The sequence below is a fragment of the Dyadobacter jejuensis genome (assembly GCF_003149085.1).
GTDB lineage: Bacteria > Bacteroidota > Bacteroidia > Cytophagales > Spirosomataceae > Dyadobacter > Dyadobacter jejuensis.
Genome location: NZ_QGDT01000002.1, coordinates 638,832 through 658,882, shown reverse-complemented (window position 1 = coordinate 658,882; position 20,051 = coordinate 638,832). Strand labels below are relative to the sequence as shown.

Genomic DNA, 20,051 nt, shown 5'->3' with positions numbered 1-20,051 from the left:
ACCTGTGTCAGTTTTGGAAATATCCAATCAATAAGCATATCAATATTATCGAACTTCTACGATACTCTATAAACGTCATCTTAAACCTGTAAAGGCCTAAGTCGTAGTGCTTGTTCTTGATGATGCTGTATTTAGATGGTATTTAATGCTCGTGCTTCGAGCCAGTGTCCCGAATTGGAGACTTCTGACGCACTAAAAATGTTAAGCGATGCAGCAGGAAAGGCCCTATGAGGGCCACCCTATGCGGGGCACCCTGTGCGGGCCACCCTGTGCGGGCCACCCTGTGCGGGCCACCCTGTGCGGGCCACCCTGTGCGGGCCACCCTATGCGGGCCACCCTATGCGGGCCACCCTCTGGTATGGGATGCCCGAAGTAACATAGCTTTCTTGTTTTCCTCCCATGCTATAACGGTTCCAGCTGGTAATCCAGTGCAATGGCCTTATTGAGCAACACCTTCTCTTTAAAACTTTCGGTGTCCATGCGCTCCATCACTTTGGTATTTTCTTCTTCGAAGCTTTGGGCGTATACATTGGCTGCACATACTAAGCAAAGCAACACTGCAATTTTTAAAACAATAGAGGTTCCTTTCATGATTGTTATTGTTTGATGAATTGATAGTTAAGGGTGGTTGTTTTGCCCCAGTTTTCACGTGCGATATCGACCGGAGCGGTTTCCGGAACAAAACTATTGTTTCTGGACACATACGGAACATAGCCCTGATTTCCAGTAGGCACCTTATCTGTTGCCATGGATAATATACTCACAACTTCGGTATCCTTTGGTATCAGCTGCGAAAGCTTATAATTACCATCTTTATCGCTTTCGGCTGTAACACTCAAAAACGTGGGAACGGGTGTAAAGCCTTTCCAGTTTGTTCCGGATAACCGTAGCCCCGCACCTTCCAGCGGTAACCCTTTCTCATCAATGATCTTCCCAGTGACAATGGTGGGTGAAGTGGGTAGTTTTTCTTTGCAGGATGCAGCAATGAGTAGTGTCGGAGATGCCAGGCCCAGGAGTTTAAGTAGTTGTCGTCGTTTCATGGTTTATCTGTTTTAGTTTTAATTTTTTGTTGATATTGTACTAAATATAGCAAGGTGTTTGCAATTAGTAAATGGGTTACTATGATTAATTTGTTGAATGGTATTGAAAGAATCCCCTTTAACGCTTTTATCTGTACGCTTCAGGTATTTGTGTTGAAAGTTGAAAAGAATATCACACCTGGGTTACCTGAAACCGATGGCGGATCAGCTCGTCTTTCAGCGAATATTTCCGCCAGCCTTTCCCATCAAGGAAATCAATGGACACGGATTTGATTTCGTTCTTATTGTTGCCGTACAGTAGCTCTCTGTTCAGCTGAAACTGCACATCACCCTGAAAGACCTCGTCCTGCAGCGGTCCGGCCGCGATGAATTCTATATTTTCATATTTACTGGCGTCGGCCTTTTTGCCTTCTCTTTTGACTTTGATGTTTTCCTCTACCTGTGCCTCGCTTAACAGCACGGCATCCATGTTGATGATGCCGACAGGGATGACATTATTGGCTGTAACCTCCTTGCGGCTCCGTTTAAAAATTTTCCCCATGGTTTCCGGTTTCTTTCTGCCATCCATATTGCCCCTTTCGGCGGTTTCGATCAACTGGCGCAGCAGCCTGGCATCAAGGTGCATAACATAGGTTCCTTCCTTGTTTTTCTCCCGTGTTCGGAAAGGTTCCAGCTGGTAATCCAGTGCAATGGCCTTATTGAGCAACACCTTCTCTTTAAAACTTTCAGTATCCATGCGCTCCATTACTTTGGTATTTTCTTCTTCAAAGGTTTGGGCGTATACCTTGGCTGCACATACACAGCAGAGCAACACTGTAATCTTAAAAACAATAGAGGTCCTTTTCATGATTGTTATTGTTTGATGAATTGATAGTTAAGGGTGGTTGTTTTACCCCAGTTCTCACGTGCGATGTCGCGAGGAGCAGTTTCCAGAACAAAACTATTGTTTCTGGATATATGCGGAGCATAGCCCTGATTTCCAGTAGGCACCTTATCTGTTGGCCTGGAAAGTATACTAATACGATCCGTATTTTTCGGTATAATTTGCGAGAGTTTATAGTTGCCATCCTTGTCGCTTTCAGTAGTAATACTGAAAGTTTCGGCTCCTGCAAAACCTTTAACGTCCGTTCCCGATAGTCTCAGCCCTGCCCCTTCTAGGGGCAATCCATTCTCATCAATAATCTTCCCAGTCACAATGGTAGGCGAAGTGGGTAGTTTTTCTTTGCAGGATGCAGCAATGAGTAGCGTCGGAGATGCCAGGCCCAGGAGTTTAAGTAGTTGTCGTCGTTTCATGATTATTGGTTTTGGTTTTTAATGAAATGATATGAATTATGGCGTCAAGGTGCATAACGTAGGTTCCTTCCTTGTTTTTCTCCCGTATTCGGAAAGGTTCCAGCTGGTAATCCAGTGCGATGGCCTTGTTGAGCAACACCTTCCCCTTAAAACTTTCGGTGTCCATGCGCTCCATTACTTTGGTATTTTCTTCTTCGAAGCTTTGGGCGTGTACATTGGCTGCACATACTAAGCAAAGCAACACTGCAATTTTTAAAACAATAGAGGTTCCTTTCATGATCGTTATTGTTTGATGAATTGATAGTTAAGGGTAATAGTCTTTCCCCATTGGGAGCGGGGAATGTCATAAGGAGCTCCAAGTTGCTTATAACTACCATTTAAGATTATATAGTGGGCGTAGCCTTGATTGCCGATGGGCACCTTATCAGTCGACCTCGGCAAAATATTTACCACCTCGGTATCCTTCGGTACCACCTGTGAAAATTTGTAATTACCTTCCTTATCGCTTTCCGTAGTCATGGTGAAGGTTGGAATAGGATTAAAGCCTTCCCAATTTATTCCAGACAAACCCAGTCCAGCCCCTTCCAGTGGCAATCCATTTTCATCAATGATTTTGCCGGTCACGATGGTAGGTGACGTGGGTAGTTTTTCTTTGCAAGAGGCAGCAATGAGTAGCGTCGGAGATGCCAGGCCCAGGAGTTTAAGTAGTTGTCGTCGTTTCATGATTGTTGGTTTTGGTTAGATTTTTACTGAAAGTGATATGAATAAAGCCAGATTCTGATATTATTTGTCAATAGGTTACAAAAACTCATTGAGTAGCACGGCATCCATGTTGATGATACCGACAGGTATGACGTTATTGGCAGTAACATCCTTCCGGCTGCGTGTAAAAATCTTTTGTAAGTTTTCCGTTTTCTTTCTGCCATCCATATCACCTCTTTCGGCGGTTTCGATCAACTGCCTGAGCAGCATGGCATCCAGGTGTGTAACATAAGCACCTTCTTTATCCTTCTCCCGGGTGCGGAACGGTTCCAACTGGTAATCCAGCGCGATGGCTTTATTGAGCAAAACCTTTCCTTTAAAACCTTCGGTGTCCATCCGTTCCATCACTTTAGCGTTTTCTTCTTCGAAGGTTTGGGCGTGAAGATCGATGGACAAAGCACAACAAATCAGAACTATGTAGCTCAGATTAATATGTGGTAAAAATATGGTTTTCATCTTTTTTTGTATTGATAGTGAAGAGTAGTTGTTTTGCCCCACTGTGATCTGGGGATATCATAAGGGGCTCCTAACTGAACATAATTGCCGTCAGTAAGAACTAAGGTAATATAATCGTTGTATCCAGCATTTACCTTTACTTTATCAGTTGACATCGGCAGTATACTTACCACCTCGGTATCATTTGGTATCAACTGCGAAAGCTTATAATTACCATCTTTATCACTTTCGGCTGTCACACTCGGAAACGTGGGAACTGGTGTAAAGCCTTTCCAGTTGGTTCCAGATAACCGTAATCCTGCCCCTTCCAGAGGCAGGCCGTTCTCGTCAATCACCTTCCCGGTCACAATCATGGGGACGGCAAGCAGTTTTTCCTTGCAAGAACTAGCCAAAAGCAGTGGCAGGGCCATAAACTGTAATAGTTGTCTTCGTTTCATTGTGATATAATTTAGTGTTATATCAATATTTTTAATGACCAATATTACTACTTAATTTCCGATTCATTACTTGTCGTACGACAACATTTTTACTTGTTACACTACAGGTAAATTTAAATTAAACGTTTATATAACAGAGCATTACCTATGAACAATAACCTGGACGTCCCAAAATTACAATCAGGCATATACGTTGTCTTTTGTTTAGAAAAGGCCTAGCCACTTCATAGTCACATTTAACCTCTCCTGATCAACTCAATCCTGATACGTTACGCTTTTCGAAGATTGCGCCCTGCATGGTGCGGGCATTTGACTGCCCCACTGCAGTAAATAAAGGGCATAGCCATGCCAGGCCTATAAATTGGCTGAAAACATTTTTCATGATTTTAGTTGGTTAGGAGTTATAGATTTACGGTTCTACTATTTATGTCGAAACGCCCGTCGGTAATCTTCACCTTTTTTCCTAGTGAATTTCCTCCCTCAAACTCAAAGGTGCCGGATATAACACCGGATAGCGTATCCGCTTTTGTAATCACCACCCTGCCCGTATGATTTCTATTGGTCATAAAACTTGTCCCGTCTGCTCCCTTATACCAGCCGTAGTTTTCCGGAAAGAAATCTCGGACTATTGTGTATGTATCGCGATTTAGCTCGTGTATCCCCACTTCTATGGTTTTCAGAAAAATGTCCAGTTCTGTTTTATCCTGCTTATAGACTAGCAAGTGAATAGTTGGGGGATTATGAGAACCATAACCAGCGAAACCTCCGTTAATCGTCTTGGCTAATCCAAACCAATCCCCAGTACCATCCGGTATCCACACTTTTCCATTCACCTTACAAGAAAAGGTGTTCTTCCCTTCCTGGGTCGTGGGCGTGAGTTGAGGACCTTTTTCACAGGCCCAAAAGAGCAACAGCAGGATCCACGTGCTGGCATATAGGTTGATGTTTGGTTTCATGCGTCTTGTCTATTTAAGTGAAACGTAAGAAAAGAAAGTCAATGGTGCTGAGGCGGTTCTATGATCTTTACCTTTAAGTGAACAGGGAGTAAATCTGTACAGATTAATATTGGCAGGGTTATGCTGCCTTTTCGTAGGACAAAAGCGGTAAGAAGAAAAAGGCTACAGCCCGGGTGATGATTATCCCCGAGGGATGATTTTCTTTGTTTCATACGTGCAGGTAGTTTAGATGAAGTTTGATGTTCGTTTCTGTCACGACCTTTTTTAATCCAAATGTTCGTCCGTTTGTGAGTTGTGAAAGTAGATATATTTCATAAAACTTATCTAAAAGTTAATAAAATATAAACATAAAAACAAGCCTGATTTTACATATATATCATAGATAAATAACTGATAATCAGACATTGGATTATACCCGACGTTACACGACCTGTGTCAGTTTTGGCAATCAAATCAGTAAGCAAATCTATACGATCCAGCTGTAACGATACTCTATAAACGTTATGTGCCGCCTGTTAGGTCCTAAGCCGTATTGCTCTTGATGATGCTGTATTTAGATGGCATTTAATGCTCGTGCTTCGAGCCAGTGTCCCGAATTGGAGACTTCTGACGCACTAAAAATGTTAAGCGATGCAGCAGGGAAGGCCCTGTGCAGGCCACCCTATGCGGGCCACCCTATGCGGGCCACCCTCTGGTATGGGATGCCCGAAGTAACATAGCTTTCTTGTTTTCCTCCCATGCTAGAACGGTTCCAGCTGGTAATCCAGTGCAATGGCCTTATTGAGCATTTCGTTCCCTTTAAAGCTTTTATTTTGTTCATGACAGTGTAGAACAGTATGAAAATCATATATGTCATTTAACGTGGCGGAAGCAGGGTTGAAAAACCTTGGGTTCAACCTCCCCTGAGTTTCTTTTTTTTATTGGGTCATTTTGGCACCAACGACGATGGTAGAATCGTGGGGTTGTAGCCTTTTGTATCTTTTTGGTGAGACGCGAACGATCGAGGTGCTGAGTGGAGAAGTACAGCGGGTTCAGGCTCAAAAAGGAGACATTTTGGGTAGTACTTCTCTTTTTTTCGCCAAAGGCAGGTTACCACAGGACAGTCGGACGGATTATTTTAGGAATTTTTGGTTATTAATTTCTTCTATTCGAAGAGAGTGGGCGTCGGAATCCTTATAATGTAGGGTGCATCGAACCTATTTTAGTCTTTAACGAGTAAATGATCAGAAAATGAATTTTAAATTTCCAAAGGGGCATTTCCTTATTTTAGTGACCACCTTATTGATGACTCAGTTGTCGTGTATCGCACAGAAAGAGTCGAAAAATGACTTCGTTCAAATTTTTGATGGCAAATCTTTGAAGGGTTGGGACGGAGATACCAAATATTGGCGGGTGGAAAATGGAGAGCTTGTAGGGGAAATAACGCCGGAAACACTCCTAAAGACAAACTCATTTATTATTTGGCAAGGTGGTCAGCCGGCAGATTTTGAACTGAAAGGGTCTTTTAAAATTACCGAAAAGGGTAACTCCGGGATCAACTACCGCAGTGAAAGGCTGACGGATATCCCTTATGCCTTGAAGGGCTACCAGGCCGATATCGATGGAATGAACCGTTATACAGGACAAAATTACGAAGAGCGGAAAAGGACGACCTTAGCTTATAGAGGAGAGTCGGCTACGATAAACAACCCCACCGATACGTCGGTAGAGGCTTTTAAGGCCAATCTGAAGAATAATGCCTGGTTGGGTCGGAAGGTGACGGGCACGCTAGGAGAAAGCGATGAACTAAAAAAGAATATTAAGGAGGGAGAGTGGAATGAGTTTCATTTGGTGGTAAAGGGCAATCGACTGCAGCATTATATTAATGGTGTTTTGATGAGCGAAGTCACCGACAACGATACCGTCAACGGTGCCAGCAAAGGGTGGCTAGGCATGCAGGTGCATGTAGGCCCGCCTATGCAGGTTCGCTATAAAAACATCAGAATAAAACAATAGTTTTTCTGATTTTTAACGAAACTGGCCATAGCGCACAGTTTATTAACGAGTAGTATGAACAAGATAGGATTCAATGTATTGGCTTGGACAGCCGCCGTATCGGACGACGTATTTCCGATAGTGGATCGCCTTAAGAGCATCGGTTACGATGGAGTGGAGTTTTATTTGGGAACCCCAGAGCTAGAACCTTACAAAAGGATGGGGGACTATACTAAGAGTCTGGGCTTGGCCACCACCGCCGTAGTAACGGTAGGGAAGGACGACAACCCCATCAGTGAATCGGCAGCGGTTCGGGCCAAAGGATTGGATAAGATCAAGTGGGCCGTAGACAGAGCCCATGCACTTCAGGCTACCGTAATATGTGGGCCGTTTCATTCTGCCCATATGGGCTTTGCCAACCGTCCGGCATTGGATCAGGAATATGCCCTTGCAGGAGAGGTGCTTCATGCCGCTGGCGAATATGCGGCCCAGGCCAATATTGTATTTGCTATGGAGGCCCTCAACCGGTTTGAGTGCTACTTGTGCAATACCTCCGCGCAGCTTAAGAAGTTGGTAGAGGCGGCCAACCACCCCAACGTGCGGGCTATGTTCGATACGCACCATGCCAATATCGAAGAAAAAAACTATGGTGTAGCCATTGAAACCATCGCTCCGTATCTGGAACATGTTCATATCAGTGAAAATGACCGGGGAACACCCGGAGAAGGACAAGTATTATGGGATGATGCCTTTTCGGCCTTGGCAAAAATAGATTATAAAGGATGGCTGACCATCGAGGCATTTTCTAGAAATGACCCCGACTTTGCCAATGCCATAGGCGTATGGAGGGAGTTTTCGGACCCCTGGGACATCGCCGAAAAGGGATATCAGTTTATTAAAGAAATGTGTATTAAGCATCAATTAGGAAGTCAGCTTTAGACTAAAATAATGTGCTACTTTAATTAAAACAAAACCATGAGCAATCAATTGCCTTTTAAATTCGGATCTGAAGTATATACCTGGTTTATGAGTAACGATGGCCAAACCCACCAGGGGCGTTTGGGACATATGATAGAAGTGATCGCCAAGGCAGGCTTCTCCGGAATACAAGCTATTTTTACCTGGATGGGTGATCTGATAGATCCTATAAAACTGGCCGATAAGCTCCAGGAACAAGGCATAGAGCTAGCCGCACTGGCTCTAGCCTTGGACTGGAATGAAGAGACAGAGACAGAAAGGGAGCGTGAGGTGGCCGACCATGCCATCCGGGTTTTGTCGCAGTTCCCGGGCGCGGTGCTCAATACCGTACAGATCCCAACGGGTCGCCACAACTTAGCCGAACGTCAAAAGAGGCTAGTAAATATTGTGAATACGGTGTCCAAAAGGGCCGCCGATAAGGGTATCCCTTGCAGCTACCATCCCAACTCCCCACATAGCTCCATTATCCGTACGGCTGAGGACTATAAAATTGTGTTGGAAGGCCTCGATGAAACCGTTACGGGATGGACCCCCGATGTGGGCCATATCATCAATGGGGAGATGGATCCGCTATCAAAAATGAAAGAATACCAGCACCTGATCAACCATGTTCATTATAAAGATTGGAATGGAGACCCTGAGTTTACCCTGATGGGTAAGGGGAAGGTGGATCTGCTGGGGGTAACACAGTGGCTCAAAGATATCGATTATAAGGGTTGGATTATTTGTGAGGACGAAGGGGAAGAAGCCTTGGACGACCCCGATTTCGTGACCCTGCACGACGGAAATTGGATTCAGAAAGATCTAATTCCGAATTTGAAATAATATAGAACTCATAAAAAATTTCGGATGGTGTAGGTTACTGCACCATCCGGTTTTAAGCTATGCCTACAATAGAAACCAACGGAATACAGTTGCATTATGAGCTACGTGGCGAGGGAGAACCTTTACTGCTGATCATGGGGATTACCGCTCCCGGTTCGGTATGGGAGCCCCATGTCGCCGACTGGCAAGCACATTTTCAATGTATCATCGCCGATAACCGCGGGGTAGGGTTCTCCGATAAGCCTGCAGGTCCTTACAGTTCCGAGGAGATGGCCGACGACTATGCGGGCCTGCTCGATCATTTGGGTATTCAGCGAGTGGCCGTGGTGGGATGCTCCATGGGGAGTATCATTGCGCAGCAATTGGCCATTAGGCATCCCGACAAGGTGAAGTCGCTGGTGCTGATGTGCCCTTGGGCCCGCTGCGATGCCTATGCCAAGGGCGTTTTTGAGGCGATGGTCCAGGCCAAAGCCCGCTATACACCAGAGGAATTTAGTTTACATATACAGTTATTGATTTTTTCTAAGTCACATTGGGATAAGCCCGAGGCATTGAAATCCTTAGAAGAGGGGCGGATAGCCGATGGGCTCAATCCATACCCTCAGCCCTTGCATGGCTTGGTAGGCCAGGCTGCCGCATGTATCAACCACCAAGCGGTGGCGGAGCTATCGACAATCGGATGCCCCACCTTGGTCATTGGAGGCAAGGCCGATATTTTTACACCGGTATGGATGGCCCAGGAAGTGGCCGACGGAATTGCAGGGTCTGAGCTTTTTCTCTATGACGACCTTGGGCATGCCTTCCATTTCGAGAATACTCCCGACTTCAACCCCAGGGTACGTCAGTGGCTGATCGATAACGGGTAACAGATTAGGTGCTTGAAAAGGCCTAGGAATGTGATTTTTAGTTTTGGATTATATTGATTTTTAGTAATAATAATTAAGTATGGATAGTTGGAGTGAGCGTTGGCAAGGTAAGATAGGGAATAGCCACCAGTTGGGAGGAATCGAAACTTCGGTGTTAGACAATGGCGCCGGAAGGGGAACTCGGATTGCCTGGATCAATACCGGTACAGGGCTGCGGTTTAAGGTGGTTCTGGATCGGGCTATGGATATTGCCGACGCCCATTATAACCAACATAACCTGGCCTGGCTGAGCCATGGCGGCGTAACGTCCCCGGCGCCGTTTTCTGATAAAGGAATCGATTGGCTTCGCACTTTTGGTGGCGGCTTGCTGACGACCTGTGGACTAAGCCATGTAGGAGGCCCCGAATCCGACGCCTTTGGCGATCGTGGCTTGCACGGTCATATTAGTAATATAGCCGCCGAAATAGAGTCGGTAGTCCAGCCCGACCCACGCCAAGGGCAGTACGAAATGCGGATCACGGGGGTGATGCGCGAAACAAAACCCTTTGGCCCCAGCCTAGAGCTTCGACGCACGATTTCGGCTACCCTGGGGAAGGCCGAAATACGGATCGACGATGAGGTGATTAACCGCGGTAATACCCCAGCACCGCATATGCTATTATATCATTTCAATTTCGGCTGGCCACTGGTCGATGAAGGAACGAAAATCCTTTGGGAAGGCAAATGGTTTCCGAGGATGGGAGCCGAAAATGCCCAGATATTCAGAGAAGGGCAGGATTTTAAAACCTGTCCAGGGCCAATCGCCGATCATTTGGGGGCGGGAGAGGAGGTGGCGCTGATCGACGTAGAAGCCGACGAGCGGGGCCATTGCGTGGCAGGACTCCATAATGAACGACTAGGGCTAGGGGTAACCTTACATTTTGAAAAAGAGCAGCTCCCTTGGTTGGCCAATTGGCAGCACTGGGGGCAGGACGAATACGTGACGGCCATAGAACCCACCACCCACCCGCTCACCGGGCAGGCTAAGGCCAGGGAGGATGAAAGTCTGATATTCCTGGCTCCAGGAGCGCGCAAGGCCTATAGCCTCCGGCTCCAGATTACGAACTGATCGATGCTTTTGATGACATAGATGGGCTTAGAGGCCCCAGATAAAACCTTTTAACAAATAATTAACCATTTCTAAATTTAATATTTCTAATGAGTGTTTCAAGTATAGCTAAAAAGGCTTTAGAACAAGGCAAAGGTATTTTAAGACTCGCGCCTACCTGGGTGCCTAGGTCGTTTTGTGTGCCTGGCCGTAGAATAAAGCTTCATCCCGACGACTACTATGTGTTGGGTGGCGAGCGTGGTGGTATCGACGAGCGTTGGCTGTCGTCCACCACTCCTGCTCAAAACGGTCCGTTGACTGGCGAAAACGAAGGGTTAAGCTTTATCGTTTTCAACGATGGGTCGGGTGACCAAACCATCACCCTTAGAGAAGCCATAGATGAACTAAAAGGAGAAATGATTGGCGACAGGCTTTGGGACGAATACCAAAGCTGGCCTATGTACTCTAAGTTTTTCGATAATATGGGGCCCCTACCGCATCATATTCATCATAACGACGAGCATGCTGCCCTTATCGGACAGAAGGGTAAGCCGGAGGCCTACTACTTCCCCCCTCAGCTCAACAACCATGGCGGCGACTTCCCTTATACTTTCTTCGGGATAGCACCAGGAACTACCAAGGAGCAGATCAAGGAGTGTTTAATGAATTTCTCGAAAGGCGATAACAAGATCACCAATTATTCTCAGGCTTTCCGCCTGGAGCCCGGAACGGGATGGGACGTCCCTCCAGGGATGTTACATGCTCCTGGTAGCCTATGTACTTACGAGCCGCAAAAGGCTTCCGACGTCTTTGCCATGTATCAATCATTGGTCAACGAGGCGATTATACCCGATGAGCTGCTATGGAATGGTACCCCAGCGGACCGTATGGGCGACTACGATCAACTGATGGAGGTGATCGATTGGGATCTGAATGTGAATCCTAACATTTTGGAAACCCGTTTCATGCGTCCTAAGCCGGTATCGGACCTAGCGGAAATGGAAAGTAAGGGATACGTTGAAAATTGGATTTGCTACAAAAACGAAGCTTTTAGCGCCAAAGAACTTACGGTCCTTCCCGGCCAAACGGTAACCATTACCGACGCCGCTGCCTATGGCATGATCGTGATGCAGGGCCATGGTAAGTTTGGAGACTGGGATATCGAGACGCCTGCTTTGATCCGCTACGGTCAATTGACCAACGATGAGTTTTTTGTTACCGAAAAGGCGGCAAAAGAAGGGGTTACCATCGTAAATCCATCGGCGAACGACCCGATCGTGATCTTGAAGCACTTTGGCCCGATGAATCCTGATTTGATTCTAGAATAAAATTAGGAATATAGCAAAGTTTCCGATCTCAGGGTTGACCTGAGGTCGGTGGATTTCTAAGACCCTGAGCCTAAGGCTCGGGTACATTGTTCACCTTAAACCTTAATAAAGATGTCTGATCATAATTTCCCAAAATTACATAATGCCACCTGGCCCGGAATAGTAGGTAAGGGGCCCGATTCGGAGCCGGTAATCTCCTTGGATACCATGCTAGAGTCGACGGCCGCAGCAGAAGTGAATGGTGTTAAATTTGACGGCGTAGATATAGGGCTATTCGATCCGCATATCGACCTCGATATGAGCGACGACGGCATCAAGAAGCTTGCCGATAAAGTAAGTGGCCTCGGCCTGGAGATCGGTACTGTTGTGGCGCCTATCTGGGGTGGCCCTGCTATGGGGAGTAAAGAAGAGCGGGCCACATTCGTAGAGATGGTAAAGAAGTCGGCACGTTTTGCTAGTAAATTAAGAGAACTAGGAGTACGTCCCAACGGGGTGGTGCGCATCGACTCGGCTAGTAAGCCAGAGGCCTGGGCTGAGGATCCGGCGGGAAATACCAAGCTGATTGCCGAAACCTTCCGCGCTGCCTGCGACGTAGCCGCAGAATATGGCGAGTCCTTGGCTGCCGAAGGGGAGATTTGCTGGGGCGGTATGCAAAGCTGGAAAACCATGATCGATACTTTAGAGGCGGTAGATCGGAAGAATATTGGCTTCCAGGCCGATATGTCGCATACCTTGCTGTACCTGCTAGGCTATAACCGCCCAGAAGACCGGATACTACCGCTCGATTTTGACTGGAACGACCGGGAGACTTTAGACGCTGGCCTACGCACCCTTACCGATGCACTACGTCCCTGGACGATCGACTTCCACGTGGCTCAAAACGATGGTACCGTACATGGTACCGGATCGCATGACAAAACGGGCCGTCACTGCCTGGCTACCGATCCGAATGGTAAGCTAGACATCGCCTACCATGCGGGCTTCTGGCTCAGAGACGGCAATGGCGAGCTTACCAAGCGCTTTAATCATATCTGTTGGGATGGATGTATGTTCCCCAATGAAGTGATGACCAAGCCCGACACCTGGAACGACATCCTGGCTGCGATGATCAAGGTACGGGATGCACACGGCTGGAAAGCCTAAAATAGATATACAGAGGCCCTGGTGAAAAGGGCTCTTGTTTATTCATTTATTTCTAAACACTTAGCAAAAATGTCAACTAAAAAAGAAATCAGAATTGGACTAATAGGTACGGGGCTTATGGGCCGTACGCATTCCAATGGATATAACCGCATGCGCAATTTCTTTCCGGAGCTGGAGTATACCCCTGTGCTGAAGGCGGTATGTTCTCGGAACGAAGAAAAGGTACGAAAATTTGCCGATCAGTGGGGGTATGAGTCTATCGAGACCGATTGGCGGGCCGTAATAGCCCGTGACGATATCGATGCGGTGGACATCTGTACGCCCAATAATACCCATGCCGAAATCGCCCTGGCGGCGGCGGCGGCAGGAAAAATGATTTTATGTGAGAAGCCCTTGGCACGTACACTGGAAGAAGCCCAAACCATGACCGACGCCGTCGAGAAGGCAGGGGTGAAAAATACCGTGTGGTACAATTACCGCCGGGTGCCAGCCGTAACATTGGCCAAGCAAATTATCGATTCCGGTAAGTTGGGGAGAATATTCCATTACAGGGCCAATTTCTTGCAGGACTGGACCATCAGTCCCGATGTACCTCAAGGGGGGGATGCCACCTGGCGCCTCGATGTAGATGCCGCTGGCTCTGGAGTTACCGGCGACTTACTGGCGCACTGTATCGATACTGCCATGTGGCTCAACGGCGGCATCAAGGATGTGTCGGCAGTGACCGAAACCTTTATCAAGGAAAGGGTACACCAGGGTACTGGCGAGGTGCAAAAAGTAGGAATCGACGACGCCTGCCTCTTTCATTGTCATTTCGACAATGGCTCCCTGGGCCTCTTCGAGTCTACCCGTTATGCCAGAGGGCATAAGGCCTTATATACCCTGGAGATCAACGGAGAGCATGCCTCTATTCGTTGGGACTTGCACGATATGAACCGTCTGGAGTATTTCGACCATTCCGACGAGTCGATCGTGCGCGGCTGGCGCTCTATTCTCATTACCGATGCCGATCAGCCCTATATGAAGCGGTGGTGGATACCAGGGACCATCATCGGTTATGAGCATTCTTTTGTACATCAGGTGGCCGATTTCTTCGAAAGTCTTGGCACAGGAGAGCCTTGTAATCCAACTTTTTATGACGCCTTGCAGACGCAGAAAGTATGCGAAGCGGTGATCGACTCGGCCAATACCCGAAGCTGGAAGGATACCGACGTGCAGTGGAAGGGCTAATGTTCTTTGAGTAGTATAGTTATTTTTCTTTGACCCATATTCACCCTTTTAGCTCCTTACTTTCCGTATCGGCTAAAGGGGTGTTTTTTTGAACCATATAGGTGCTATGACCGAACCAATAGTAAGGATCAACCAGATTACGAAGTCATTTTATGGAACCAAGGTACTCGACCAAGTGGACCTGGAGCTGTATCCGGGCGAAGTGTTGGCCCTGATGGGGGAGAATGGTGCAGGGAAGTCTACACTCATGAAGATTTTGATAGGCCTGTTGAAAGCCGATTCTGGGTCTATTTCATTTTTGGGCAAGGAGGTACATTCCCAAAAGTCTGGTTTGGAAAAGACCATTGCCATGATTCACCAAGAAATGCTAGTAGTGCCCGAACTGACCGTCGCCCAGAATATATTTTTAGGGCGGGAGCGTTCCTTCTCCGGTAAGTTTTGGCTGAAAGATCGGGTCATTAACCAAAAAGCCCAGGGAGTCTTGGCCCAGCTAGGACTAAGACTATTGCCTACCACCAAGCTAAAGGACCTGGCAGTGGCGGAGGTGCAAATGGTGGAGATAGCCAAGGCCATTTCCTTAGAGGCCCGGGTGATCATTATGGACGAGCCCACTTCTGCTATTTCTGACAAGGAGGTGGCGGCCCTCTTTGCCATTATCGAAGCGCTCAAGCGGCAGGGGGTAGCCATTATTTATATCTCCCATAAAATGGACGAGATCTTCCGGATCGCCGACCGCATTGCCGTGTTAAGAGACGGTAAAATGGTGCACCGGGGCCCTGCCGAGGCCCTAGATACGGATCGATTGGTAAGCCTGATGGTGGGTAGAGCGATCGATCAGCTGTTTCCGGAAGAGACTACGGCCATCGGTGCGCAGCTCCTCGCCGTAAAGGGGCTTACCAGAGCCCCTGCCTTTGAGGATATTCATTTCGAACTGCATGGGGGAGAGGTGCTCGGCTTGGCCGGGCTCATGGGAGCAGGCAGGACCGAGCTCGCCAGGGTGCTCTGTGGCTTGGATAGTCCCCATGCGGGCGAAATACGCATAGGCGGGGAGGTCGCCCGTCTGAAAAATCCCCAAGAGGCCATTGCCAAGGGGATCGGTTATGTAAGTGAGGACCGCAAGGCTTTCGGGTTTATACCCCGTATGTCAGTTAAGAATAACCTTACCCTGTCGAGTTTAAAACAACATAGAAAAGGCGGGACGGTCAACGAAAAGTCAGAAGAAAAGGTGATGGCGGAGAACCTGCTGCATCTGCATATTAAGGCCAGCTCTGGTCGGCAGCCCGTAGGCGAGCTCAGTGGTGGTAACCAACAAAAAGTGGTGCTGGGAAGGGTGCTCAATACCCAGCCGCATATAGTAATACTCGACGAACCGACACGGGGAGTAGACGTAGGGGCCAAATTCGAAATTTACAAGTTGATTCATGAGTTGAAAAAATCTGGAAAGGCCATTCTCCTGATTTCTTCGGAGCTACCCGAAATACTGGGCATGAGCGACAGAATACTCGTATTGGCCAAAGGAAAACAAACGGCTTTGATGTCCCGGGCCGAAGCCAGCGAAGAGCGGATCATGCAACATGCCGTTTTATAAACCTTGCAAACACATTTAGAAAAAAATACAAAAACTATATATGGAAAATATACGTCACTATAAGCCTTTCCAAACCGGGCAATATGGGATATTTTTAGCCTTTATGATCGTCTGTGTGGTCCTGTCTATCCTTACACCGGGTTTCCTTTCAGGATCCAATTTGTTGATAATAGGCACCCAGGTCTCTATCAATGCCCTGTTGGCTTTTGGGGTTACCTTTGTTATTATTTCGGGGGGGATCGACCTGTCTTTGGGCTCTATGGTGGCCGTGGCTGGGGTAGCTTCGGCTATGTTCGCCCATCCCGATACCTATCCCTTGGTGGTGCCCTTGGGCATGGGCCTCTTAGCAGGCCTGGCCATAGGGCTACTCAATGGTTGGGTGATAACCAAGACCAAGGTAGCTCCTTTTATAGTGACCTTGGGCACCATGACCATAGGTCGGGGCCTGGCCCTTATTTTGAGCAAGGGTAGGCCGGTTTCTAATCTTTCCGATTCCTTTAATTTTATTGGCGGTGGAACAGTATGGGGCATCCCTTTCCCGATTCTTACTCTGATCATCACTTTTCTGATTTGCCATTTTATCCTCAACAAAACTATTTTGGGGCGGTATATCTATGCGGTAGGGGGCAACGAAGAGGCTGCCCATGCTTCGGGAATCGATGTGGGGAAGGTCAAACTAAAAGTTTACGCCCTTTGTGGGCTGTTATGTGCCCTAGGGGGGATCCTGCTTACCTCAAGAGTGACCACAGGCCAGCCCAATGCCGGGGCAGGGTTTGAGCTCGATGCCATTGCGGCGGCTATCATCGGGGGCACGAGTACCTCCGGAGGTACTGGCACCATGGTGGGAACCCTAATGGGTGCCATGCTGATAGGCGTCATCGGCAATGGACTCGATCTGCTCAACGTTACCTCCTACTACCAACTGGTGGTGATGGGTACTATTATCATTGGAGCGGTCGTTTTAGATGGGTTAGGAAAAAAGAATCGATGAATAGGATTTATTTTGCACCGGCTGTAGAAATTCTATAAAGAATACATTTATGTTTTGATATTGATATCAATTCTTCTTAATATTATTAAGAAGTCATCAATTGAAAATATCAGATTATGGAAAACACGACTACAAATTGGGAAAAGGAAGCACTAAATTCTAAGCTGGATAGCCTTCATAACCTTACCATGGAGGCTAAAGAATATTATCAGAAGCTATTGCAATCCAATAATGAGGTGCCTTACATATTGGGTCAGCTTCATCGAGAAGTTTCGCAACTTCATCTACAGGTTTCCCAGTATGAGCAAAATGTAGGCGTATTGTCTAATAAGTAGTAGTAATATATTGTCTGAGTTTTTGATTGTCAGGGCCAGGCTTTTTTAAAAGTCATTCGTAATTATTCATGTCGTCGCATCATATCGTCAGGGAGAAGCAAGAACCCGCCTTAATTATTGCCAATGGCGCGTCCTGTTCAGAGGAGTTATTGGGTCAATTATTAGAATGGAGTCCATTTGTAGTCGTTTTGGACCAGGCGATATACCGGGTTATGGAGCTGGGTATCAAGGTAGATGTATGGCTAGGCGACTTCGATAAGGACCATGATTTTGAGGCCATTCGGCTTTCTCAACAACCCTTGGAGATCGTCAATACCCCCGATCAAGATAAGACGGATCTGGAGAAGGCCATCGATTTCCTGATAGGCAGGGGCTTCCCTGCCGCCAATATCGTATGGGCCACCGGGCGCCGCGCCGACCATGCCATTACCAATATGACCAATATGGTACGCTATAAGCGGCAAATCAAATTGGTCATGTTCGATGACTACTCCAAAATTTTCCCTCTGGCGGGCACCTTTCAAAAATGGTATGTGGCCGGGACCCCTATCTCGCTCATTCCGGTAGGCACGGTATCGGGTATTTGTACCACTGGCCTGAGGTATAACCTGAACCAGGAAACCCTAACGATGGGCTACCGCAGTGGCAACAGCAACGAGACCGAAAGCGACGGTCTGGTGACCATCAGGGCTCAGCAGGGCGATTTGCTGCTTATGGAGTGTTGGGATTGATTCTATTAGGCTTCCTCCAGCCAACCTCCTTAAAAGAAATACTTTTGTACCCATCTCTTTCGTATAATACCCCTATCTTTTTCTTGCGCATTGCCGCAATATCGGCATAGGCGGTAAAGTCCTTTTGTTGCCCATTGCCTTTGTCGATCACGGTGCCCTGCGACCAGGATTGGCCTTCGTCGGTACTGATGCGCAAGGTGAGGTTATCGCGTTGGCTGGTATGGTCATTATTGACGAAGGCTAGCACGGCTTTACCTTTTACCTTGCCTAAGTTGAGGAGGCTTCCTTGGCATACCGGGTCGGGCAACTTCATGTCAAAATAGGTGCTGTCCCAGCTGGCACCGCCATCGGGACTATAGGCCACGATCCTCGCTTTGATATCACCCTTTTGATTTCTGGAGTTAAACAGCAAACGGCCGTTGGAGAGTTCTGCCGCGGTAGCCTCATTGGAGCCCAGGAAAGAAATGGTTTCGCTGAGGTGGAAGGTCTTGCCGTGGTCGTCGGAATAGTACCCATGCGCCTGATAGTCTTCGGAATGGGACTTGGGAGCACCAGCCGAATGGTTGGCGGCGATGTATATTCTGCCCTTGTACGGGCCAGTCCCTATTTGCAAGCCATGGCCGGGGGTGTTGGCATAGCTGCGCCAGTCCTCCTGGAAGTTATAGGTGGCATTCACTTCCGGCCGATTGGGCCTATGTACTTGGGTGGTAATGTTCATGGGGGCCGACCAGCTATGTCCCATATCGGTGGAGGTAATGTACCAGGCCTCCCGGAGTCCTTTGCCCTTGCGTACTTCTCCCTCATGGTTGTTGCCGGTATTATAAAACAGAAACAGCCTGCCTTTGGGATATAATGGATCGAGCAGATCCAGAACAGGAGCTGGGTTCCCCGCTTGTAGCAGATCATATTCGGCCACTACTTCTAATGCCGACCAGGACTTCCCTCCGTCGCTGCTCCTCTTGAGCACGATGTCGATATTCCCAAAATCTCCACTCCCGCCGACCCTCCCTTCGGCAAAGGCCAAAAGCTCCCCTTTGGGGGTGGCGATTAGCGCTGGGATTCTGAATGATTGGTACCCTTCCTGGCCCGATGTGTATACGGACGTTTGGGCTTGGGAGTGGGTTAGTAGCGCAAGCGTAAGGATGGTGATTAAATAGAATAGTTTCATAGGGTGAATTGGGGTAAATATTGACTGATAGACTTTTGGAACCTAATCAATACAATTAAAATTCAGTCAAGCATCAATTATACCTTTCCTTTTTGTAGAATTCTTTTTAGCGAAGGTATTCCGACCCATATCCACTTACAAGGTAAGGGTATAAGCCCTTATGGGCCTCATGCCGAATTTTTTAATACTTAGATAGGGGGCGCGACCGATTATAGCGCAAATGAACCAAGCTAGGAAAAGCACTTATTAGTGCTACATATTTATAAAAAAAGTATCTAATATCCTATTGATGTATTGGATTAAGAAGATATTTTTAGTTTATTGGGCTTGTGTTTACTTAACTATGTAGTTTGTTTCTATAGGAATGTAGAATGTTTTGTAAATTAATATAGTGTATTTAAAAGCTAATTGGTCTTTGCTTATGTTGAATTCTATTTCTGGAAAATTACAGCATTTAGATTTTTTAATAAAAACTAAATCTACCGGTACTCCGAAAACATTGGCTAAAAAACTAGGTATGAGTGAGAGAGCTTGGTTCAATCTGCGCAATCAACTCGTTAACGATTGGGGGGTACCCATCGCCTATTGTACCATAAAAAAGTCGTATTACTATAGGGAGGAGGGGAGTTTCGTTTTTGGCTTTAAAAAAATGCCTGAAACAAAAAAGGAAAACCTAAAGGCTGGGGGTACTATGACGCCAGTAGGCGGCCATGGAGAGATGTTTATTGACAGGTTGGGGGCTATTCAATTGATTTCTTTTTTACAGGGTCATTATCGTCCATCTGCTGAATCGGAGTTGCCCTAGAATGGTTAGACCTTGGGTGCTAGTGTTCTTTGCCCAACCATGACATGAGTCCTGTTTT

General features: G+C 47.1%; 24 protein-coding genes. 14 read left to right on the top strand and 10 right to left on the bottom strand.

The genetic code is table 11. The annotated features are described in order from the left end of the window. Positions 1-402 precede the first annotated feature (402 nt). From CLV98_RS06700 to CLV98_RS06660, 9 genes are all read right to left on the bottom strand, one after another. The gene (locus CLV98_RS06700) at positions 403-591 is read right to left on the bottom strand and encodes a hypothetical protein (RefSeq protein WP_109673517.1); all 189 of its coding nucleotides are present in this window, start codon (positions 589-591) and stop codon (positions 403-405) included. Between the two features lie 5 nt (positions 592-596). Next, positions 597-1,040 carry a hypothetical protein gene (locus tag CLV98_RS06695; RefSeq protein WP_109673516.1) on the bottom strand — a complete coding sequence of 148 codons (444 nt, stop codon included), beginning with the start codon at positions 1,038-1,040 and terminating at the stop codon, positions 597-599. Positions 1,041-1,212: 172 nt separating this feature from the next. Next, positions 1,213-1,887 (bottom strand): hypothetical protein, encoded by a 675-nt coding sequence (locus tag CLV98_RS06690; protein ID WP_109673515.1) that lies wholly within the window; start codon positions 1,885-1,887, stop codon positions 1,213-1,215. Between the two features lie 5 nt (positions 1,888-1,892). After that, complete coding sequence (locus CLV98_RS06685; protein WP_109673514.1) at positions 1,893-2,333, bottom strand: peptidase associated/transthyretin-like domain-containing protein; 441 nt, start codon at positions 2,331-2,333, stop codon at positions 1,893-1,895. Continuing rightward, entirely contained in the window at positions 2,311-2,610 is a 300-nt protein-coding gene (locus tag CLV98_RS06680) for a hypothetical protein (protein WP_109673513.1), read from the bottom strand. Before CLV98_RS06680 ends, CLV98_RS06685 begins: the two co-directional genes overlap by 23 nt. A 5-nt stretch (positions 2,611-2,615) precedes the next feature. Next, complete coding sequence (locus CLV98_RS06675; protein WP_109673512.1) at positions 2,616-3,056, bottom strand: peptidase associated/transthyretin-like domain-containing protein; 441 nt, start codon at positions 3,054-3,056, stop codon at positions 2,616-2,618. A 75-nt stretch (positions 3,057-3,131) separates the two neighbouring features. Further along, on the bottom strand, positions 3,132-3,551 hold the full coding sequence (locus tag CLV98_RS06670) for a hypothetical protein (RefSeq protein WP_109673511.1): 420 nt from the start codon (positions 3,549-3,551) through the stop codon (positions 3,132-3,134). Continuing rightward, positions 3,548-3,988, bottom strand: coding sequence for a peptidase associated/transthyretin-like domain-containing protein (locus tag CLV98_RS06665; protein ID WP_146202238.1), 441 nt, complete (start codon positions 3,986-3,988; stop codon positions 3,548-3,550). Before CLV98_RS06665 ends, CLV98_RS06670 begins: the two co-directional genes overlap by 4 nt. A 401-nt stretch (positions 3,989-4,389) precedes the next feature. Then, positions 4,390-4,944, bottom strand: a complete 555-nt coding sequence (locus CLV98_RS06660; protein ID WP_109673509.1) for a Riean_0653 family protein — start codon at positions 4,942-4,944, stop codon at positions 4,390-4,392. A 557-nt stretch (positions 4,945-5,501) separates the two neighbouring features. Between CLV98_RS06660 and CLV98_RS23390 the strand changes: the two genes are divergently transcribed. The 13 genes from CLV98_RS23390 to CLV98_RS06600 all read left to right on the top strand — a co-directional run bounded on the left by CLV98_RS23390 (position 5,502) and on the right by CLV98_RS06600 (position 18,020). Beyond that, positions 5,502-5,663, top strand: coding sequence for a hypothetical protein (locus CLV98_RS23390; RefSeq protein ID WP_158281207.1), 162 nt, complete (start codon positions 5,502-5,504; stop codon positions 5,661-5,663). A 511-nt stretch (positions 5,664-6,174) separates the two neighbouring features. Further along, positions 6,175-6,939 carry a 3-keto-disaccharide hydrolase gene (locus CLV98_RS06655; protein ID WP_109673508.1) on the top strand — a complete coding sequence of 255 codons (765 nt, stop codon included), beginning with the start codon at positions 6,175-6,177 and terminating at the stop codon, positions 6,937-6,939. A 54-nt stretch (positions 6,940-6,993) separates the two neighbouring features. Continuing rightward, a complete protein-coding gene (locus tag CLV98_RS06650; RefSeq protein WP_109673507.1) occupies positions 6,994-7,857 on the top strand; it encodes a sugar phosphate isomerase/epimerase family protein in 864 nt (287 codons plus the stop codon). 36 nt (positions 7,858-7,893) lie between these two features. Next, the gene (locus CLV98_RS06645) at positions 7,894-8,721 is read left to right on the top strand and encodes a sugar phosphate isomerase/epimerase family protein (protein ID WP_109673506.1); all 828 of its coding nucleotides are present in this window, start codon (positions 7,894-7,896) and stop codon (positions 8,719-8,721) included. A 59-nt stretch (positions 8,722-8,780) separates the two neighbouring features. Beyond that, positions 8,781-9,587, top strand: a complete 807-nt coding sequence (locus tag CLV98_RS06640) for an alpha/beta fold hydrolase (RefSeq protein WP_109673505.1) — start codon at positions 8,781-8,783, stop codon at positions 9,585-9,587. Positions 9,588-9,666: 79 nt separating this feature from the next. Beyond that, positions 9,667-10,695, top strand: a complete 1,029-nt coding sequence (locus tag CLV98_RS06635; protein WP_109673504.1) for an aldose 1-epimerase family protein — start codon at positions 9,667-9,669, stop codon at positions 10,693-10,695. Between the two features lie 89 nt (positions 10,696-10,784). After that, positions 10,785-12,002: a class I mannose-6-phosphate isomerase gene (locus tag CLV98_RS06630; RefSeq protein WP_109673503.1), complete on the top strand. Its 1,218-nt coding sequence runs from the start codon at positions 10,785-10,787 to the stop codon at positions 12,000-12,002. A gap of 111 nt (positions 12,003-12,113) precedes the next feature. Further along, positions 12,114-13,145, top strand: a complete 1,032-nt coding sequence (locus CLV98_RS06625) for a sugar phosphate isomerase/epimerase family protein (RefSeq protein WP_109673502.1) — start codon at positions 12,114-12,116, stop codon at positions 13,143-13,145. A gap of 69 nt (positions 13,146-13,214) precedes the next feature. Further along, positions 13,215-14,375 (top strand): Gfo/Idh/MocA family protein, encoded by a 1,161-nt coding sequence (locus CLV98_RS06620; protein ID WP_109673501.1) that lies wholly within the window; start codon positions 13,215-13,217, stop codon positions 14,373-14,375. Positions 14,376-14,481: 106 nt separating this feature from the next. After that, positions 14,482-15,963 carry a sugar ABC transporter ATP-binding protein gene (locus CLV98_RS06615; RefSeq protein WP_109673500.1) on the top strand — a complete coding sequence of 494 codons (1,482 nt, stop codon included), beginning with the start codon at positions 14,482-14,484 and terminating at the stop codon, positions 15,961-15,963. A 40-nt stretch (positions 15,964-16,003) separates the two neighbouring features. Continuing rightward, on the top strand, positions 16,004-16,954 hold the full coding sequence (locus tag CLV98_RS06610; RefSeq protein ID WP_109673499.1) for an ABC transporter permease: 951 nt from the start codon (positions 16,004-16,006) through the stop codon (positions 16,952-16,954). Between the two features lie 116 nt (positions 16,955-17,070). Continuing rightward, positions 17,071-17,289 (top strand): hypothetical protein, encoded by a 219-nt coding sequence (locus CLV98_RS06605; protein WP_109673498.1) that lies wholly within the window; start codon positions 17,071-17,073, stop codon positions 17,287-17,289. Between the two features lie 68 nt (positions 17,290-17,357). Further along, positions 17,358-18,020 carry a thiamine diphosphokinase gene (locus CLV98_RS06600; RefSeq protein ID WP_109673497.1) on the top strand — a complete coding sequence of 221 codons (663 nt, stop codon included), beginning with the start codon at positions 17,358-17,360 and terminating at the stop codon, positions 18,018-18,020. Here CLV98_RS06600 and CLV98_RS06595 read toward each other — a convergent pair. Then, positions 18,001-19,188, bottom strand: coding sequence for a sialidase family protein (locus tag CLV98_RS06595; RefSeq protein WP_109673496.1), 1,188 nt, complete (start codon positions 19,186-19,188; stop codon positions 18,001-18,003). The genes CLV98_RS06600 and CLV98_RS06595 overlap by 20 nt on opposite strands. A gap of 517 nt (positions 19,189-19,705) precedes the next feature. Between CLV98_RS06595 and CLV98_RS06590 the strand changes: the two genes are divergently transcribed. Continuing rightward, a complete protein-coding gene (locus tag CLV98_RS06590) occupies positions 19,706-19,993 on the top strand; it encodes a hypothetical protein (RefSeq protein WP_146202237.1) in 288 nt (95 codons plus the stop codon). Positions 19,994-20,051 lie beyond the last annotated feature (58 nt).

Coding starts and splice junctions, on each gene's coding strand:
- CLV98_RS06645 (WP_109673506.1), top strand. CDS start 7,894: ATGAGCAATCAATTGCCTTTTAAATTCGGATCTGAAGTATATACCTGG.
- CLV98_RS06680 (WP_109673513.1), bottom strand. CDS start 2,610: ATGAAAGGAACCTCTATTGTTTTAAAAATTGCAGTGTTGCTTTGCTTA.
- CLV98_RS06690 (WP_109673515.1), bottom strand. CDS start 1,887: ATGAAAAGGACCTCTATTGTTTTTAAGATTACAGTGTTGCTCTGCTGT.
- CLV98_RS06620 (WP_109673501.1), top strand. CDS start 13,215: ATGTCAACTAAAAAAGAAATCAGAATTGGACTAATAGGTACGGGGCTT.
- CLV98_RS06610 (WP_109673499.1), top strand. CDS start 16,004: ATGGAAAATATACGTCACTATAAGCCTTTCCAAACCGGGCAATATGGG.
- CLV98_RS06700 (WP_109673517.1), bottom strand. CDS start 591: ATGAAAGGAACCTCTATTGTTTTAAAAATTGCAGTGTTGCTTTGCTTA.
- CLV98_RS06675 (WP_109673512.1), bottom strand. CDS start 3,056: ATGAAACGACGACAACTACTTAAACTCCTGGGCCTGGCATCTCCGACG.
- CLV98_RS06590 (WP_146202237.1), top strand. CDS start 19,706: ATGAGTGAGAGAGCTTGGTTCAATCTGCGCAATCAACTCGTTAACGAT.
- CLV98_RS06640 (WP_109673505.1), top strand. CDS start 8,781: ATGCCTACAATAGAAACCAACGGAATACAGTTGCATTATGAGCTACGT.
- CLV98_RS23390 (WP_158281207.1), top strand. CDS start 5,502: ATGGCATTTAATGCTCGTGCTTCGAGCCAGTGTCCCGAATTGGAGACT.
- CLV98_RS06600 (WP_109673497.1), top strand. CDS start 17,358: ATGTCGTCGCATCATATCGTCAGGGAGAAGCAAGAACCCGCCTTAATT.
- CLV98_RS06635 (WP_109673504.1), top strand. CDS start 9,667: ATGGATAGTTGGAGTGAGCGTTGGCAAGGTAAGATAGGGAATAGCCAC.
- CLV98_RS06685 (WP_109673514.1), bottom strand. CDS start 2,333: ATGAAACGACGACAACTACTTAAACTCCTGGGCCTGGCATCTCCGACG.
- CLV98_RS06670 (WP_109673511.1), bottom strand. CDS start 3,551: ATGAAAACCATATTTTTACCACATATTAATCTGAGCTACATAGTTCTG.
- CLV98_RS06605 (WP_109673498.1), top strand. CDS start 17,071: ATGGAAAACACGACTACAAATTGGGAAAAGGAAGCACTAAATTCTAAG.
- CLV98_RS06655 (WP_109673508.1), top strand. CDS start 6,175: ATGAATTTTAAATTTCCAAAGGGGCATTTCCTTATTTTAGTGACCACC.
- CLV98_RS06695 (WP_109673516.1), bottom strand. CDS start 1,040: ATGAAACGACGACAACTACTTAAACTCCTGGGCCTGGCATCTCCGACA.
- CLV98_RS06650 (WP_109673507.1), top strand. CDS start 6,994: ATGAACAAGATAGGATTCAATGTATTGGCTTGGACAGCCGCCGTATCG.
- CLV98_RS06595 (WP_109673496.1), bottom strand. CDS start 19,188: ATGAAACTATTCTATTTAATCACCATCCTTACGCTTGCGCTACTAACC.
- CLV98_RS06660 (WP_109673509.1), bottom strand. CDS start 4,944: ATGAAACCAAACATCAACCTATATGCCAGCACGTGGATCCTGCTGTTG.
- CLV98_RS06615 (WP_109673500.1), top strand. CDS start 14,482: ATGACCGAACCAATAGTAAGGATCAACCAGATTACGAAGTCATTTTAT.
- CLV98_RS06625 (WP_109673502.1), top strand. CDS start 12,114: ATGTCTGATCATAATTTCCCAAAATTACATAATGCCACCTGGCCCGGA.
- CLV98_RS06665 (WP_146202238.1), bottom strand. CDS start 3,988: ATGAAACGAAGACAACTATTACAGTTTATGGCCCTGCCACTGCTTTTG.
- CLV98_RS06630 (WP_109673503.1), top strand. CDS start 10,785: ATGAGTGTTTCAAGTATAGCTAAAAAGGCTTTAGAACAAGGCAAAGGT.